This is a genomic window from Citrobacter sp. On2M (genome assembly GCF_018035235.1).
GTDB lineage: Bacteria > Pseudomonadota > Gammaproteobacteria > Enterobacterales > Enterobacteriaceae > Citrobacter > Citrobacter meridianamericanus.
Window position 1 is genome coordinate 908,092 of record NZ_WPCV01000004.1, and the last position, 16,758, is coordinate 924,849.

The 16,758-nt window shown below is 52.1% G+C and carries 15 protein-coding genes; 3 read left to right on the forward strand and 12 right to left on the reverse strand.

The features are described from left to right. Positions 1–2 precede the first annotated feature (2 nt). The 7 genes from rsxD to blr all read right to left on the reverse strand — a co-directional run bounded on the left by rsxD (position 3) and on the right by blr (position 5,475). The gene (rsxD, locus tag On2M_RS14740) at positions 3–1,055 is read right to left on the reverse strand and encodes an electron transport complex subunit RsxD (protein ID WP_210905038.1); all 1,053 of its coding nucleotides are present in this window, start codon (positions 1,053–1,055) and stop codon (positions 3–5) included. Further along, positions 1,056–3,080 carry an electron transport complex subunit RsxC gene (gene rsxC, locus On2M_RS14745; RefSeq protein ID WP_210905039.1) on the reverse strand — a complete coding sequence of 675 codons (2,025 nt, stop codon included), beginning with the start codon at positions 3,078–3,080 and terminating at the stop codon, positions 1,056–1,058. It lies immediately after the preceding gene. Next, positions 3,073–3,651, reverse strand: coding sequence for an electron transport complex subunit RsxB (rsxB, locus tag On2M_RS14750; protein ID WP_006684670.1), 579 nt, complete (start codon positions 3,649–3,651; stop codon positions 3,073–3,075). The genes rsxC and rsxB overlap by 8 nt, the downstream gene beginning before the upstream one ends. After that, the gene (gene rsxA, locus On2M_RS14755) at positions 3,651–4,232 is read right to left on the reverse strand and encodes an electron transport complex subunit RsxA (protein ID WP_003029144.1); all 582 of its coding nucleotides are present in this window, start codon (positions 4,230–4,232) and stop codon (positions 3,651–3,653) included. Before rsxA ends, rsxB begins: the two co-directional genes overlap by 1 nt. 76 nt (positions 4,233–4,308) lie before the next feature. Continuing rightward, positions 4,309–4,749, reverse strand: a complete 441-nt coding sequence (locus On2M_RS14760; protein WP_151219115.1) for a DUF2569 domain-containing protein — start codon at positions 4,747–4,749, stop codon at positions 4,309–4,311. 91 nt (positions 4,750–4,840) lie between these two features. Continuing rightward, entirely contained in the window at positions 4,841–5,056 is a 216-nt protein-coding gene (gene ydgT / locus On2M_RS14765; RefSeq protein WP_151219116.1) for a transcription modulator YdgT, read from the reverse strand. Positions 5,057–5,349: 293 nt separating this feature from the next. Continuing rightward, positions 5,350–5,475, reverse strand: coding sequence for a division septum protein Blr (gene blr, locus On2M_RS14770; protein ID WP_210905250.1), 126 nt, complete (start codon positions 5,473–5,475; stop codon positions 5,350–5,352). A 241-nt stretch (positions 5,476–5,716) separates the two neighbouring features. Here blr and On2M_RS14775 point away from each other — a divergent pair, with 241 nt between their 5' ends. Then, positions 5,717–6,757, forward strand: a complete 1,041-nt coding sequence (locus tag On2M_RS14775) for an oxidoreductase (RefSeq protein ID WP_151225417.1) — start codon at positions 5,717–5,719, stop codon at positions 6,755–6,757. A 96-nt stretch (positions 6,758–6,853) separates the two neighbouring features. Here the strand turns inward: On2M_RS14775 and add are convergent, their stop codons facing one another. The 3 genes from add to malX form a co-directional block, all read right to left on the reverse strand. Beyond that, a complete protein-coding gene (add, locus tag On2M_RS14780; RefSeq protein WP_151219119.1) occupies positions 6,854–7,855 on the reverse strand; it encodes an adenosine deaminase in 1,002 nt (333 codons plus the stop codon). 100 nt (positions 7,856–7,955) lie between these two features. After that, entirely contained in the window at positions 7,956–9,128 is a 1,173-nt protein-coding gene (locus tag On2M_RS14785; protein ID WP_210905040.1) for a MalY/PatB family protein, read from the reverse strand. A 10-nt stretch (positions 9,129–9,138) separates the two neighbouring features. Further along, the gene (gene malX, locus On2M_RS14790; RefSeq protein ID WP_151225419.1) at positions 9,139–10,731 is read right to left on the reverse strand and encodes a maltose/glucose-specific PTS transporter subunit IIBC; all 1,593 of its coding nucleotides are present in this window, start codon (positions 10,729–10,731) and stop codon (positions 9,139–9,141) included. A gap of 169 nt (positions 10,732–10,900) precedes the next feature. Here malX and On2M_RS14795 point away from each other — a divergent pair, with 169 nt between their 5' ends. After that, positions 10,901–11,929, forward strand: coding sequence for a Mal regulon transcriptional regulator MalI (locus On2M_RS14795; RefSeq protein ID WP_210905041.1), 1,029 nt, complete (start codon positions 10,901–10,903; stop codon positions 11,927–11,929). A gap of 45 nt (positions 11,930–11,974) precedes the next feature. On the opposite strand, the gene On2M_RS14800 is transcribed toward On2M_RS14795, so the two are convergent. After that, the gene (locus On2M_RS14800) at positions 11,975–13,483 is read right to left on the reverse strand and encodes a YdgA family protein (protein ID WP_210905042.1); all 1,509 of its coding nucleotides are present in this window, start codon (positions 13,481–13,483) and stop codon (positions 11,975–11,977) included. Between the two features lie 106 nt (positions 13,484–13,589). Further along, positions 13,590–14,765 (reverse strand): mannose-6-phosphate isomerase, encoded by a 1,176-nt coding sequence (gene manA, locus On2M_RS14805; RefSeq protein ID WP_151219123.1) that lies wholly within the window; start codon positions 14,763–14,765, stop codon positions 13,590–13,592. Between the two features lie 262 nt (positions 14,766–15,027). Here manA and fumB point away from each other — a divergent pair, with 262 nt between their 5' ends. Then, positions 15,028–16,674: a class I fumarate hydratase gene (gene fumB / locus On2M_RS14810; protein ID WP_151219124.1), complete on the forward strand. Its 1,647-nt coding sequence runs from the start codon at positions 15,028–15,030 to the stop codon at positions 16,672–16,674. Positions 16,675–16,758 lie beyond the last annotated feature (84 nt).

Genomic DNA, 16,758 nt, shown 5'->3' on the forward strand with positions numbered 1-16,758 from the left:
CCTTAGCGATGTCCGTACACGCGAGGGCGGGTGTAATAATCAATCAAGGGAACCGTGATATTTGCCAGTAATACGGCAAAGGCCACACCGTCAGGATAACCGCCAAAACTGCGAATCAACCACACTAACAGACCTGCAAGTGCGCCAAAAATCAGGCGGCCACGGTTAGTTGTCGAGGCCGTAACGGGGTCGGTAAGAATAAAGAATGCACCCAGCATGGTCGCGCCTGAAAGCAGGTGTAACTGAGGTGATGCGAGTGACTCCGGTGAGAACCACCATCCCAGGGTGGCGCAAACGGCGAGAGACAGAAGAAAGCTAACCGGGATATGCCAGCGAATCGCCTTCTGCCATAACAGAACGATCCCGCCTGCCAGCCAGGCAAGATTAACCCACTGCCAGCCTGCACCTGCCAGCACACCGCTATAGATCGGGTATTGCATCACCTGTTCAACAGTACGCCCTGCATGCAATGACGTCTTAAAGGTGTCAAGAGGCGTTGCCTGGCTGATACCATCAATGCCCATTCGCAGCGTATTCATATCCCCGCCGCTGACAGTGTGGCCGCTAAGGATAACGTTCAGTGCGTCAAAGAACCCAGGCACGGTAGCCGCAATTTCGTGCGGCGGCAGCCAGCTGGTCATCTGTACCGGAAATGAGATTAGCAGCACGACGTAACCAATCATGGCAGGGTTAAACGGGTTCTGACCGAGACCGCCATACAACTGTTTAGCAATAATAACCGCGAATACCGTGCCTAATACCACCATCCACCAGGGGGAGAGCGGAGGAATACTCACGGCCAGCAACAACCCGGTGAGTAAGGCGGAGTTGTCTTTTAAAATTGGCACGATGGGTTGTTTCCTCAGTCTAAGCACGCCCGCTTCGGCGGCGATAGCGCTGATGGCGGCCAGAACTATCTGGAACAACGTACCCCAGCCAAAGAACCACAGCTGCGCGGCGATCCCTGGCAACGCCGCAAGTAACACCAACATCATGATTCGTGATGTCTGGCGCTGGTTATGGGTATAAGGGGAGCTTGCTATTCTGAATACCATTTATTCCTCGTTAACAACCTGCTGCTGCGCGGCTTTCTTTGCCTGAGCGCGTGCGATAGCGGCCGCGACGGCGGCTTTACGTGGATCAACCGACTCGGCTGTTGCCGTTGCTGTCTGCTGCTCAAGCTTGCGGGCTTTTGCACGAGCGATTGCCGCTTCCACGGCGGCTTTGCGGGGATCAACCGGTTCGGCTGTTTCCGGTGCTGTCTGCTGCTCAAGCTTGCGGGCTTTTGCACGAGCGATTGCCGCTTCCACGGCGGCTTTGCGGGGATCAACCGGTTCGGCTGTTTCCGTTGCTGTCTGCTGCTCAAGCTTGCGGGCTTTGGCGCGAGCAATTGCCGCTTCGACGGCAGCTTTACGCGGATCTGTACCCGTGCTGCTGCCTTCACTTTGCGGCGAATTTTCCTTACGGGAAGCACGAGCTTGCGCCTTACGCGCCTCGCGTGCGGCAATCACTGCGCTATTGTCAGGTTTTTCACCTGCCTGAATTACTACCGGCTGCAGCGCCTGAGCCTGTTTTTCTTTTACGCGAGCCAGCGCGGCGGCGATGGCATCATGATCTTTCGCTGCAGGCTGAACGGCTGCGTTTTTGTGACGTTCAAGACGGGCAGCTTTTTCACGTTCAAGGCGTGCCTGTCGGGCTTCAAATCGCGCTTTTGCTTCAGCTGCACGTTTTTCTTCCTGACTAATGGCGTAAATCTCGGCTTTTTCCTGACGGAAATACTGCACCAATGGAATGTTGCTTGGGCATACCCAGGCGCAGGCACCGCATTCAATGCAGTCGGCGATATTGTGGGCCGTGGCTTTGTCGTGCTGTTGCCCTTTACTGAACCAATAAAGCTGCTGTGGCAGGAGATCGGCCGGGCAGGCATCGGCGCAAGCGCTACAGCGAATACAGCCTTTCTCTTCTGGCGTTTCACCCATTTCACTAGCAGAAGGTGCCAGAAGACAGTTGGTTATCTTGACCACCGGTACATCCAGCCATGGCAGCGTAAAGCCCATCAGCGGTCCACCCATAATCACCATCTGGTCGGCGGAAGGACAAAAGCCCGCGTCGTTGAGCAGATGACGAACTGGCGTACCTAAACGCGCCCAGACGTTGCCTGGACGACTGACGGCCTCCCCGGTAAGCGTCACGACACGCTCGGTGATCGGTTCTCCGTCAATTACCGCACGTTTGATCGCATAGGCGGTTCCGACGTTTTGCATCAGCACGCCAATATCGGATGAGCGTCCACCATGGGGAACCTGCTTGCCAGTCAGAATTTGCGTTAACTGTTTGGCCCCGCCGGACGGATACTTAGTAGGGATCACGCGCAAGCTGATATCGTGTGAATCAGCCAGCACCGCGCGCAGCATGGAAATTGCCTGCGGTTTGTTATCTTCGATGCCCAACAGAATTTCACGTGGCTGAAGAATGTGGGCCAGGATGCGGATACCTTCGACGACCTGCGCTGCGCAGTCCTGCATCAGGCGGTCATCAGCTGTAATATACGGCTCGCATTCAGCGGCGTTGATGATCAGTGTTTCAATTTTATCACCGCCGCCCTGCAGTTTTACACCGGTGGGAAAACCTGCGCCGCCCAGTCCGGCGACGCCAAACTGATGAATACGCGCGATCAGTTCTTCTCGGCTGCGGGAGCGGTAATCGGCCCAGCCGTCGCGCTCAATCCAGCGGTCTTCGCCATCAGCGTCAATGATAACGCTCAGCTCAGCTAACGCCGATGGATGCGCGGTAGAGTGCGGGGCAATGGCCACCACGGTGCCTGACGTTGGCGCATGTACCGGAAGCATTTTGCCACGCCCTATGGTTAGCGCCTGACCTCGCAACACAGTGTCGCCCACGCTGATGCACAGTTCACCCTCCGCGCCAATATGTTGTTTCAGCGGAATAACAAAACGTGGCGCCAGCGGAACCTGCCGCAGCGGCGTACCGTTTGACTGAGTCTTCATTTCTGGTGGATGAATGCCGCCATCAAAGTCCCAGATTTTATTTTTTCTGAATGCAGAGAATAACTTAAACATGTTGTTCCACGGGAATGATGCGCACAGGAATGGTGTTTAAATCCCATTTCCAGCTGTCTGGTGTCTCGGCTACCGGACGTAACTCGATGCACTGCGTCGGGCACGGATCAACGCACAGGTTGCAGCCGGTGCAGAGATCGCTCATCACCGTGTGCATGGCGCGCGTCGCGCCCACGATCGCATCGACGGGGCAGGCCTGAATGCACTTTGTGCAACCGATACAGTTATTTTCATCAATGACCGCCAGCATACGTACGGGCGTAACATCATGTTCATCACCATCAATCGGCTGCGGGTCGACGTTCAGCAGGGCGGCAATTTTTAACATCACAGCTTCACCACCGGGTGCGCAACGGTTAATTTTTTCACCCTGAGAGCCGATCGCTTCTGCATAAGGATGGCAGCCCGGATAACCGCATTGTCCACATTGGCTTTGTGGTAGAATTTCATCAATTTTCTCCACCACCGGATCATCCTCGACGGCAAAGCGTCGTGAGGCGTAACCCAAAATAGCGCCGAACGCCAGACCCAGTAGACTCACTGCGGCAACGGCAATCCAGATAGCATTCATTACAACTTCACCAAACCACTAAAGCCCATAAAGGCCAATGACATTAGACCGGCGGTAATTAGAGCAATTGCGTTACCGCGAAACGGAGCCGGGACATCTGCCACAGCAAGGCGTTCGCGAATAGCAGCGAACAGTACCATCACCAGCGAGAAGCCGACAGCGGCGGAAAAACCGTACAGTGCCGACTGTAAAAAGTTATGGCCGAGGTTGATATTCAGAAGCGCCACACCCAACACCGCGCAGTTTGTGGTGATCAGCGGCAGGAAGATCCCCAGCAGACGGTAAAGTGCAGGGCTGGTTTTGCGTACAACCATCTCAGTAAACTGCACAACGACAGCGATAACCAGAATAAATGCCAACGTGCGCAGATAGATGAGATTGAGCGGGATTAGAATCCAGGTATCAATCAGCCATGCGCAGATGGATGCCAGCGTCATGACAAACGTCGTGGCAAGGCCCATACCCATTGCGGTTTCCAGTTTTTTGGAAACGCCCATGAATGGACAAAGGCCCAGAAACTTAACCAGTACAAAGTTATTGACCAGTACAGTTCCGACAAACAGCAGCAGGTAATCAGTCATTTTTCGGCCTGAAATAAAAAAGCCGCCTATTATCTGACAATCCAGAACAGGCGACAACAGGTTAACTGTAGGGTTATTACGGGTTCACAAACGTTGTTTTTACGCGCTGCGAGCGTTTAAAGTAGGGTACCAACAGTGCTGCCGCTAACAATGGGAACAACAGTTGGCGCACGGCAAAGGCGTCCGGGACCGGTGAAAAAGCAAACGCTTTAATCGCCAGTAGCACGGAAATCAACAACCACAGAATATAGTGCTTGGGCACACAGGCTCTGCGCTTGAAAAATGCAATCGTCAGCCACAGTGTGTAATACCACATGGCGATTGCGGTAATAAAGGAGACGCCCCATAGCAACAAATTGGCCGTACTTTGTTCACCCAGGGTTTGGAAGGTTTGCGGTGTAGCCAGCGCAGTGACGTAAAGTAGTAACGCCAGCGAAGCGCTCAGCAATGCGACTAACAGCCAGGCCAGTGGCCCAAGTAGCCAGCCTCCGATACGTTGTGCCGGTGTGGTAGTCATCTCTTCTCCAGGTTTACGCGCGCGATCAAGCATGCCTTTTATTTTGGGGCAATTATTATAAAGCTTTTAACGTTAAGCGCTACTTTCTTATTTATTGCACGTAATGCCAGACTGATTTAGGGATCTGACCAACATCAAACAGGCGGCCTCCCGAAGTTAGCTCTGCACGGCGGTGGTCTGCCGCACGGTACATATTGATAATGTCGCCGTCGTCGGTGAGCGTGTAGTTAAGATGGTCGAACAGTTTTTCCAGGCTTTCGAGTGAACTGATTTTGCGGAATTTTAATAAGTAATCCTGAACAGTCATAAATGAAGATCCATATTAATAAAATAATACCAACGGAGTAGATAATATAAAAAATAAACAACGTGCACAGGTAAAAGCGGATTTACGCGCAAATGTAAGAAGAGAGTTCATACCTGTGGAAAAGTAGGCGTTATGCACACCTGCAGCAAGGGTAACGCGCTTCGCTACCACAGGCAATATGCTGCGGAGAAGGATGCGGCATAATTCGCTTTTTTTGACAGAATTCGATCTTTTGTAGCCATATGACGCAACTAACACATGTTAATTGCCGGGCGCAAAAGTGCTGCAGATGCTTATTTCTTCTGCACGGTAGCAACGGGCTCCGGCGGCTGGTAATTGTCAATATGATTGGCAACACCCAGCAGGATCACGGAGACGGTGAGAACAATCCAACCTGTTAATTCAATAAGACGATTCATTACTGATGACATTTGCTTTGATTTATCCATAAACACAGGCTGCAAATGTTACTAATCTCTCAATAATACAGCAAGATAATTGGGAACGATTTCTCCCTCTTTTTCGCGGTAAGTTAAGCATAAGTGGCATATGTTTGACTTAAGTTAAGAAACAACCTTTGTAGCGTAAAGGTTATTAAACTATTGAGACGTTGCAGGGTATGGTGTGAAATAGGTCAGTCCTGAATTGAGAGGCAATAACATGAGCGACAACATCCGCGTTGGGCTAATTGGCTATGGTTACGCCAGCAAAACTTTCCATGCCCCGCTGATCGTGGGCACACCGGGCCTGGAATTGGTTGCAGTTTCCAGTAGTGATGAAGCAAAAGTGAAGGCAGACTGGCCGCAGGTCGCGGTTGTTGCTGAGCCTAAGCATCTTTTTAACGATCCGAATATCGACCTGATTGTGATCCCCACGCCTAATGATACGCACTTCCCGTTAGCAAAGGCTGCGCTGGAAGCGGGCAAACATGTGGTTGTTGATAAGCCTTTCACTGTGACACTGTCACAAGCTCGCGAACTGGATGCGTTAGCGCGTAGCCTCGGGCGTGTGCTGTCTGTTTTCCATAATCGGCGCTGGGACAGTGATTTTCTGACGCTCAAAGCTCTGCTGGCGGATGGTGTGCTGGGGGAAGTCGCGTATTTCGAATCTCATTTCGATCGTTTCCGTCCGCAGGTTCGTGACCGTTGGCGTGAACAGGGCGGCCCGGGAAGCGGTATCTGGTATGATCTAGCACCGCACCTTTTGGATCAGGCGATTAACCTGTTTGGTTTACCCGTCAGCTTGACGGTTGATCTGGCTCAACTTCGCCCGGGGGCGCAAGCAACGGACTACTTCCATGCCATTCTGACGTATCCGCAGCGTCGTGTGATTCTGCACGGTACCATGCTCGCAGCCGCAGAATCTGCCCGTTATATTGTACACGGTTCGCGCGGTAGCTATGTGAAGTATGGTCTTGACCCACAGGAAGAGCGCCTGAAAAATGGCGAGCGACTGCCTCAGGAGGATTGGGGTTATGACATGCGCGATGGCGTATTGACGCGAATTGAAGGTGAAGAGCAGGTTGAAGAGACCTGGCTTACCGTACCGGGCAATTATCCTGCGTATTATGCTGGCATTCGTGATGCGTTAAATGGTCACGGTGAAAACCCTGTACCGGCGAGACAAGCGATCCAAATCATGGAACTGATTGAGCTTGGTATTGAATCAGCTAAGCATCGTTCGACATTGTGCCTTGCCTGATTACGCCAATGCCGGATAACTATGCCCGGGCACAGTTATCCGGCTTACAAAAACCAACGTAGGCCGGATAAGCATTAGCGACCTGCGATACTGCCGTTACGCTGCGGCAACTTTCTCACGCAGCGCACGTTTCTCTTCGTTACTCAGAAATGCCATTTCCAGTCCGTTGATTTGCGCCTGGCGGATCTGTTCGCGCGTTAACCCCGCAGCGGGTGCGGCAATGGTGTACTCATGAATAATATCCACCCCTTGCACCGCCGGATCGTCCGTATTTAAACTGGCTACCACGCCGTGCTCGAGGAATGTCTTCAGCGGATGGGTCGCCAGCGAGGCGACGGTGCTGGTCTGAATGTTCGATGTCAGGCAGGATTCGATGCCGATCCGGTGCTCAGCGAGATAATCCATTAACGCACGATCTTCAACGGCTTTAACGCCGTGACCAATACGCTCAGCGCCCAGCTCTTTAATGGCCTGCCAGATGCTTTCTGGTCCCGCGGCTTCACCTGCATGCACGGTAATACGCCATCCCGCGTCACGCGCCTGGTTGAAATGCGACAGGAACAGACTACCCGGGAAGCCCAGCTCGTCGCCGGCCAGATCCAGGGCGGTAATCTGGTCCCGGTGTGCTAACAGCGCATCCAGCTCCTGCAGGCAGGCGGCTTCACCGAAGGTACGACTCATAATGCCAATTAAGCGTGCCTCGACGCCAAAGGTCTTGCAGCCTTCGCGAACGCCGGCAATGACGGCTTCAACTACGCCAGCAACGGGAAGTTGATGCGCCATCGCCATATAGCCTGGGGAAAAACGTAATTCTACATAGTGCAGGCCGTTACGTGCGGCATCCTCAATATTCTCAAATGCCACACGGCGACAGGCATCCAGCGAGGCCAGTACCTTCACGCCCCAATCGAGCTTGGATAAAAAGCTCACTAAATCCGGCTCAGTAGATGTGATTTGTACATGAGGGATCAGTGTTTCAAGTGTTTGCGCCGGAAGCGTCAAATTGAACTGACGACCCAGATCGAGGATCGTTTGCGCACGGATGTTACCATCAAGGTGGCGATGGACGTCGGTTAGTGGGAGGGAAGTATCAATCATGGTCGCACTCGTGTATTTAGGTAAAGTGCGTCGTATTATATGAAAAAATCGGGATAAAAATCTATGTTGCGCAATGAATAATTTCATTGCGCAAACTGAGTTAGCGTACCGAATGGATGGCGTTAATCAATCCCTGAACGCCTTTTTCAAGCTTGGATCGTGGACATCCGGCGTTGAGACGCACAAAACCTCGACCTTCTTCTCCGTAGGTATATCCCGGCATGATGGCGACTCTCTGCTGGTTGATGAGAGCATCCTGCAAGGCATGGTCATCAATATTCAGCGGGCGCAGGTCAATCCATGCCAGATAAGTGGATTGCGGAACCTGCCAGTTAAGTTCGGGGAAGGCCGCATTTAGCTCTTGGGCTACGTAATGCAGATTACTGGCAAGATAGTCGCGCAGCGAATCAAGCCAGCTTGCGCCTTGTTGATAAGCGGCAATATGCGCGCTAAGCGCCAGCACCGCAGGCGAGGAAAGACCATCACGACCCTTCAACGCGCTGAGGTAATCATTGCGGCTTTGCGCATCCTCAATGATTCCATAAGCCCCGGTTAATGCCGGAATATTAAAACTCTTTGAGCCGGAGGTGAGCAGAGCCCAGTTTTCGCGCGCGACGTTACTCCACGGAATGTGCGGTTGTTCTCCCCATACCATATCCATATGGATCTCATCGGAAATAACCTTAACGCCGTGGCGTTCGCACAGTTCCGCCATGGTTTCCAGTTCATTGCGAGTCCACACTTTGCCCGTCGGATTTTGTGGGCTGCAAAGCAGAAGAATTTTACTTTCTGGTCGAGAAAGCGCTTTCTCCAGGGCAACCATGTCGCAATACCAGCCGTCAGTGCGCTTTTCCAGTTCGACAGCGCGCACCACGCGCTGATTACCTTCAATTGCTTTGTAAAACGCGTCGTACGCCGGCGTATGAATCACCACCGCATCACCCGCAGAAGACCACTGGCGGATCAGCTCCGAGACCATATAGATGACCGAGGGGCCATACACCAGCGACTGAGGATCGATTTGCGTATTGTGACGCATATGAAACCAGTGGCTAATCGCTGCCAGAAACTCATCATTTTTCCAGCGACTGTAGCCGAGCACGCCATGTGACAGGCGCTGAGTCAGCGCCTCCAGAATACAAGGCGCGGTGGCAAAATCCATATCGGAGATGGTGAACGGCAGCAGGTCGGCTGAACCAAAACGGTCGGCAACGTAATCCCACTGAGTACACCAGGTACCGTGCCTGTCCACTACCTTTGAAAAATCATACATAGTGTTGTCCTTAAGCCTGTACGGTGTTCATCAGAACCGCGATCTCGTCTTTTACTGACTGGACCTGCGGACCAATAACGACCTGAAGGTTATGCTGATTGAGCTGTACTACGCCAATGGCACGATTGTCCTTCAGAGCCTGTACGTTAACAAGCGACATATCTTTTACTGACAAACGCAGACGGGTAATACAGTTATCCAGGCTGACAATGTTTTCCGCACCGCCCAGCGCTGCCAGAATAGCAGGAACGTTGTAACCCGATTTACCAGGCGCTCCAGCCATGACTTTCTCGATATTGTTGGCAAGTTCTACTTCACGACCCGGCGTCTTCAAATTGAAGCGTGTGATGGCGAAGCGGAAGATCACGTAGTACACCGCAAACCAGATCGCCGCTACAACAGGGACCAGATACCACTTGGTGGACAGCCCGTGCAGAATGCCAAACACCACGAAGTCAATCAGGTTACCGTCAGTATTACCGATGGTGACGCCAAGTACCGCCATTACGGTGAAGCCAAGCCCGGTCAACAGGGCGTGGATCACATACAGAACCGGGGCGACGAACAGGAATAAGAACTCGAGGGGTTCGGTAGTGCCACCAATAACGCAGGCAATCAGACCAGAAATTAATAACCCTTTAATTTTATGACGATTTTCAGGACGCGCGCAGTGGTACATCGCTAATGCCGCACCCGGTAAACCACCGAGGAACGCCGGCATTTTACCCTGGGACAGGAAGCGAGTTGCGCTTTCAGAGAAACCTTGCGTTGTCGGGCAGCTCAACTGAGCCTGGAAAATAGTTAGTGCGCCGCTCACACTATGACCGCAGACTTCCTGAGTACCACCGGCCTCCGTGAAGCGAATTAATGCCACCAGAATATGATGCAGGCCAAAAGGTAGCAGCAGACGTTCACCGGTACCAAACAGCATCGGACCAAATTCGCCTGCGCTGTTGATGATGTGGCCGAGCCCGGTAATACCCATGGCGAAAACCGGCCAAATCAGGGGAATAACCAACCCGACCAGTCCCATCACCACCGAGGAAATGATAGGCACAAAGCGGGTTCCGCCGAAGAATGCCAGCGCATCCGGCAGGCGAATATTGTGGAAGCGTTCATGCAGCATCCAGACAATGATCCCGGCAATTACTGCGCCGAGGATCCCGGTATCGATCGACTGGATCCCCAAAATATTTTGCACGTTGTTGGCTTTCAGGATCGCTGCATCAGTGGTGGGTAAGATACCTTTGGCGGTTAACCAGAAGTTGACGGCAAGGTTCATGACCGCATACCCGACAAAACCGGCAAAAGCCGCCACGCCTTTGTTCTCGCGCGCCAGACCAAGAGGAATGGCGATACAGAACATCACTGGCAGGAAGCTAAACGCAAATGAGCCAACTTTACTCATCCAGGTAAAGATGGCCTGTAGCAGCGGATTCCCCAACGCCGGGATCAGCGTCAGGACATCATGGCTGCTTAACGAGCTGCCGATCCCCAACATGATCCCACAAAATGAGAGCAGTGCGACGGGCAGCATGAAGGTCTTGCCCAACTGCTGAAAAAATTCCCATAACGTTATTTTTGGTGTGGTTCTCGTCGTCATCAAACGACTCCTTGTAAAAGCTGGCTGACTAATGATGGCGAGAAGATAAAACGTTTTACCTAATTTTAGTGCGGTACAAATCACATTATCGAACGATAATAGAGCGTATAAATATAAGTGATTGATAAAACGTTTTATCCATCACGTTATCAGGGAGTTTTCTGTTTTTATGGCTATAGCCAAAAAAATAACCATCCATGATGTTGCGCTGGCTGCAGGGGTTTCGGTCAGTACTGTCTCATTGGTGCTTAGTGGAAAAGGGCGAATTTCATCAGCGACCGGCGAACGGGTGAATGCTGCTATTGAGCAACTGGGATTTGTACGTAACCGGCAAGCATCTGCATTGCGCGGTGGGCAGAGCGGTGTTATTGGTTTGATTGTGCGCGATCTTTCTGCGCCATTTTACGCCGAATTGACGGCGGGCCTGACGGAAGCGTTAGAAGCACAGGGGCGCATGGTGTTCTTACTGCACGGCGGGAAAGATGGTGACCAGCTGGCCCAGCGTTTCGCGATGTTACTCAATCAAGGGGTAGATGGCGTGGTGATCGCGGGGGTAGCTGGCAGCAGTGACACACTGCAACAGCTGGCTGCTGACAAAGGGATCCCAGTGGTTTTTGCATCACGAGCCAGCTATATGGACGATGTTGACACCGTCAGGCCCGATAACATGCAGGCTGCACAGTTACTGGTTGAACATCTGATCCGCCACGGACACCAACGAATTGCCTGGCTGGGTGGCAAGAGTTCTTCATTGACCCGCGCAGAGCGCATCGGCGGCTATTGTGCTACGTTGCTAAAATATGGTTTACCGTTTCATAGCGAGTGGGTGCTGGAATGTTCATCCAGTCAGAAGCAGGCCGCAGAAGAGGTGACGGCGCTATTACGTCGCAATCCAACGATCAGTGCGGTGGTATGCTACAACGAAATCATTGCCGTAGGTGCCTGGTTTGGCCTGATGAGAGCGGGGCGTCAGAGTGGTGAAATTGGCGTAGATCGCTATTTCGAACAGCAAATTTCGCTGGCCGGATTCGCCGATGTGGCAGAAAACGCGCTGGACGATATTCCCATTATCTGGGCATGCACGCCTGCGCGTGAAATGGGATACACCCTTGCTGAACGCATGTTACAACGCATTGGCCACGATGAAAGTCATTCACGCAATCTGACGCTTTCCGCTCGTCTGGTGGCAGCGAAATAAAAAAGCCCGACAAACAACGTTATCGGGCCTGTCATCGAGACGTGATTACTGTTGAGGGATGGCTGGAACATCCGGTTCTGCCAGAGAAGGCATACCGAACATACCAACAAACTCATCCAGTGGCATTTTTTGCCCGTTCAGCGTTACCTGGCCTTTAGCGTATTGCAGGCTGGAGCCGATAACGTTGTCCTGCAGCGTCGTAATACGGAACATCTGGCCCATTGCCGCCAGGCCATTAACCTGTTGCTTCGCCAGATCCGCCGCTTCTTCCTGCTGATATCCTTCCAGTTTGGCAATCTTCGTCATGAACTCGGTCGCCATATCGACAGGGATTGTCAGCTTCGCATCCAGTGATTTGACTGAACGGTCCACTTCCTGAGTCAGCGTTTGCGGCTCCACGGTATTTGTGGTCGGATCTTTTAGCAGCAGGGACAGGTTAAATGCGGTTTCACCCTTTGCATTCTTCCAGCTCAGTGGGGCAATGGTGATAACCGGTTCGCCTTTCATCAAAATCGGCAGCGCATTAAAGAAGGCTTCAGTGACTTTCTGTTGATAGAGCTCAGGGTTCTGTACCACATCAATCTGCGCCATCAGCGCTTTGGTTTGGGCGCTGTATTGCTGACTAAACTGATGCAGTGCTTCCCCGTCAATCTGGCCAACTTTCAGCGTCAGCTTACCGCTCCCCATATCCTGACCCTGCAATTTCAGGCTATTCAGGGTGTAATCCAACTGGCTGTTGACGGTTTTGCCATCGTTGATCAGATCGGATTTACCATCGATGCCCATGCCTTCCAGAACCGCTAACTCTTTGCCTTCGACTGAAATCGACAGTTTTTCGAGTGACAGTTTCTGGTCGCCAATGCGTTCACCAAAGCTGGCGATACTGCTGGAACCTTCAGTTTTCAGGTTATTGAACGTAATTTGTACTTTCTGATCATACTCATTAACCGCATTAACCAGACCACTCTGCGCATCGCCAGTTAACGACACAGCATTACCGTCTTTGTCAGCGGTAAACTGGAACTCACCGCCGCTAAAGGCGACTTTTTCATCGCCTTTCTCGTAGTTCAGTGGTTTGAGAGTGAGATCGGAACGGGTATCCCCGCTGTAGCCAATGCGCGAATTAATGACGAATGGCGTCTCGCCTTTGGCAATATCAAACAGTGGTTTGGTAACGTCGTTATTCACCAGCGTCGTTTTCACGGAGGCCATCGCTGGAACCAGATTCAGTGACTTCAGTTGGGCCAGCGGGAAAGGACCGTGATCCACCGTTTCATTCAGGACAATACTTTGCCCCGGTTTCAGCCAGGAATCTGCCTGTCCGGCAATAGGTTTTACCACCAACTGCAGTTGGCTATTGAACACGCCGCGCTGGTAGTTCTGATAACTCAGTTCAATGCCAGCCTCGGGAGAGTAGCGTTTTAACTGATCGTTTGCCTGCGTCACCATCTCGGCGAGATGCGTTTCGAGTTTTTTTCCTGTGTACCAGGCGCCGCCCGTCCAGACGATACCCAGTGCAACCACCACACCCGCAGCTACCAGCGATTTTTTCATTTTGATATCCATATAATAAAACCAGACGCTTGAAGACGCCTGGAGGAGTGACATGTCTCTAACTTACTACAGCTTAGCAAGAGATGTTAAAAATATCAGTATCTTGCTACAGCTTGTTATAAACCCGAGCTAAACGACCCGTGCCGCTGACGTTTATCGGTGATTCATCCGCACTAATAAAGGCCGACTCACCCGGCTGCAACACCAGACGCTGCTCGCCTTTGCTCAGCACGGCTTCACCCTCAATGCAGAACAAAATGGCCGCACTTTGCTGGTTGATATCTGCGCCATCGGCGGTCAGTTCATGCAGAGAAAATGCGAAATCGTCTACCGGAATGGGGAAGTCCAGCTCGCTATTAGTTTTTATCGGTGTCGTCAGCAATTGGTTCGCAGGCTTGGCGACGAACTTAACGTTGGCGACCAGCTCGGGAATATCAATATATTTTGGCGTCAGTCCGGCGCGCAGCACGTTGTCTGAGTTGGCCATTACCTCAAGCGCCACACCTTGCAGGTAGGCGTGTGGAGTTTCAGCAAATAAGAACATCGCTTCGCCAGGATTAAGTTTCACCACATTCAGTAACAGTGGGGAGAAGAGCCCGCTGTCGTTCGGGTAGAAGTCAGCGATCTGGCGAATGGTTTGCCAGGGTTCACCCTGTTGGCTGTTCAGCGCGGATTTCAGGATCGCCAGCGCATGGGATTTCTCCTCATCCTGCATATTCAGCAAACTGGCGAAAAGATAGCTCAGACGTTCGGCATTCGGTTCCTGCAGGAAATGTGCAATAGCCGGATGCGCTGCGGAAACCGGTTGTAACAATGCAACAATGTCTGAGAACTCGCGAAATGCATTCATCGCCAGGAAAGGGGTTAAAGCAAAAACCAGTTCCGGCTTGTGGTTAGGGTCTTTGTAGTTACGCTCGGCGGCATCCATCGGGATCCCCGCCGCGTTTTCTTTAGCAAAACCGATTTCAGAGTTGTGTTTGTTAGGATGGACCTGAATCGAAAGAGGTTGCGCGGCGCAGAGTACTTTAAACAGGAAAGGCAGTTCACCAAAGCGTTTCGCAACGGCATCGCCTAACAGTGCGGATTTGTCATTCTCGATGACGTCGCGCAACGCGATCGTCTGGCCGTTAGCGCCCATAACCTGCGAACTGCTTTTCGGATGCGCGCCCATCCACAGCTCAGCCATCGGCTGCTGAGTGGGATTGGCAATCCCATAAAGTTCCGTTAACGCAGTTTTACTTCCCCAGGCATAGTTCTGCACTGAGTTGATGAGTTTTTGCATGCTCAAGCCCTGTTTCAATGTGGAATTTTCTACGGCTATTAAAGCAAGAAACCCGTGGGGAAGTAACCTGCACATGTAAAAAGTCGTCCTTGTCTCAGTTTTTGTTAAAAAATTGTGTAGGATATGGTGACTCGCTTTTAATACCCTGAGTAATTCCGGTTGCGGAAAGCCCTTCCTTCTGCAACCCGACCTGCGGCAGGGAAACAGGGCAATGGAACATCTGCCCAGAGAATAACCAGACCGAGCAGTAAGTGAGAGCACAATGTCAAACAAACCCTTTCATTATCAACATCCTTTTCCCCTCAAAAAGGATGATACCGAATACTATCTGCTGACCAGCGACCATGTCTCCGTTGCCGAATTTGAAGGGCAGGAGGTTGTCAAAGTTGCGCCGCAAGCATTAACTTTGCTGGCTCGTCAGGCGTTCCATGACGCATCGTTTATGCTGCGTCCTGCGCATCAACAGCAGGTAGCCGATATTCTGCGTGACCCTGAGGCCAGCGAAAACGACAAATATGTGGCACTGCAATTCCTGCGTAACTCTGACATTGCGGCAAAAGGTATTTTGCCGACCTGCCAGGACACTGGCACCGCGATTATTGTGGGTAAAAAAGGCCAGCACGTCTGGACCGGCGGCGGTGATGAAGCGGCGCTGGCCCGCGGTGTGTATGACACCTACATCGAAGATAACCTGCGCTATTCACAAAACGCCGCGCTGGATATGTATAAAGAGGTGAACACCGGTACCAACCTGCCAGCACAAATAGATTTGTATACTGTCGACGGCGATGAATACAAATTCCTGTGCATTGCTAAAGGCGGTGGTTCGGCGAATAAGACCTATCTGTACCAGGAAACCAAAGCACTGCTCACGCCAGGAAAATTAAAAAATTACCTGGTTGAGAAGATGCGAACGCTGGGAACAGCGGCCTGCCCGCCGTACCATATTGCGTTTGTAATCGGTGGAACATCAGCGGAAGCCACGCTGAAAACGGTCAAACTGGCGTCTGCTAAATACTACGATGCGCTGCCGACCGAAGGTAACGAACATGGCCAGGCATTCCGCGATGTGGAGCTGGAAAAAGAGTTGCTGATTGAGGCGCAAAATTTGGGGCTGGGCGCCCAGTTTGGCGGGAAGTACTTTGCTCATGATATCCGCGTAATCCGCCTGCCGCGTCACGGCGCGTCGTGTCCGGTCGGAATGGGAGTCTCTTGCTCTGCTGACCGTAATATCAAAGCTAAAATCAACCGCGAAGGTATCTGGATCGAAAAACTGGAACATAATCCAGGCAAGTACATTCCAGAAGAGTTGCGTCAGGCTGGAGAGGGGGAAGCGGTGCGCGTTGATCTCAATCGTCCGATGAAAGAGATCCTGGCCCAGCTGTCGCAGTATCCGGTTTCTACGCGACTGTCTCTCAATGGTACAATCATCGTTGGCCGAGACATTGCTCATGCGAAACTGAAAGAACGTCTGGATAACGGTGAAAGTTTGCCGCAGTATGTTAAAGATCACCCGATCTATTACGCCGGTCCGGCAAAAACGCCAGAGGGCTACGCCTCTGGTTCGCTTGGTCCGACCACAGCCGGGCGTATGGACTCGTATGTTGACCAGCTTCAGGCCGCTGGTGGGAGCATGATCATGCTGGCGAAAGGCAACCGCAGCCAGCAGGTTACCGATGCCTGTCATAAGCACGGCGGTTTCTACTTAGGCAGTATTGGCGGTCCTGCGGCTGTACTGGCGCAGGGCAGTATCAAGAGTCTGGAGTGTGTGGAATACCCTGAATTGGGGATGGAAGCCATCTGGAAAATTGAAGTGGAAGATTTCCCGGCGTTTATCCTGGTGGATGACAAAGGCAATGATTTCTTCCAGCAGATTCAGACGTCGCAGTGCGCACGCTGCGTTAAGTAACGTCAGCCGCCCTACGGGGCGGTTTTTTTTTACCGCACGAACCACCAAACGACAGTTTTATCCTCGTTAATACTCATAAGACCA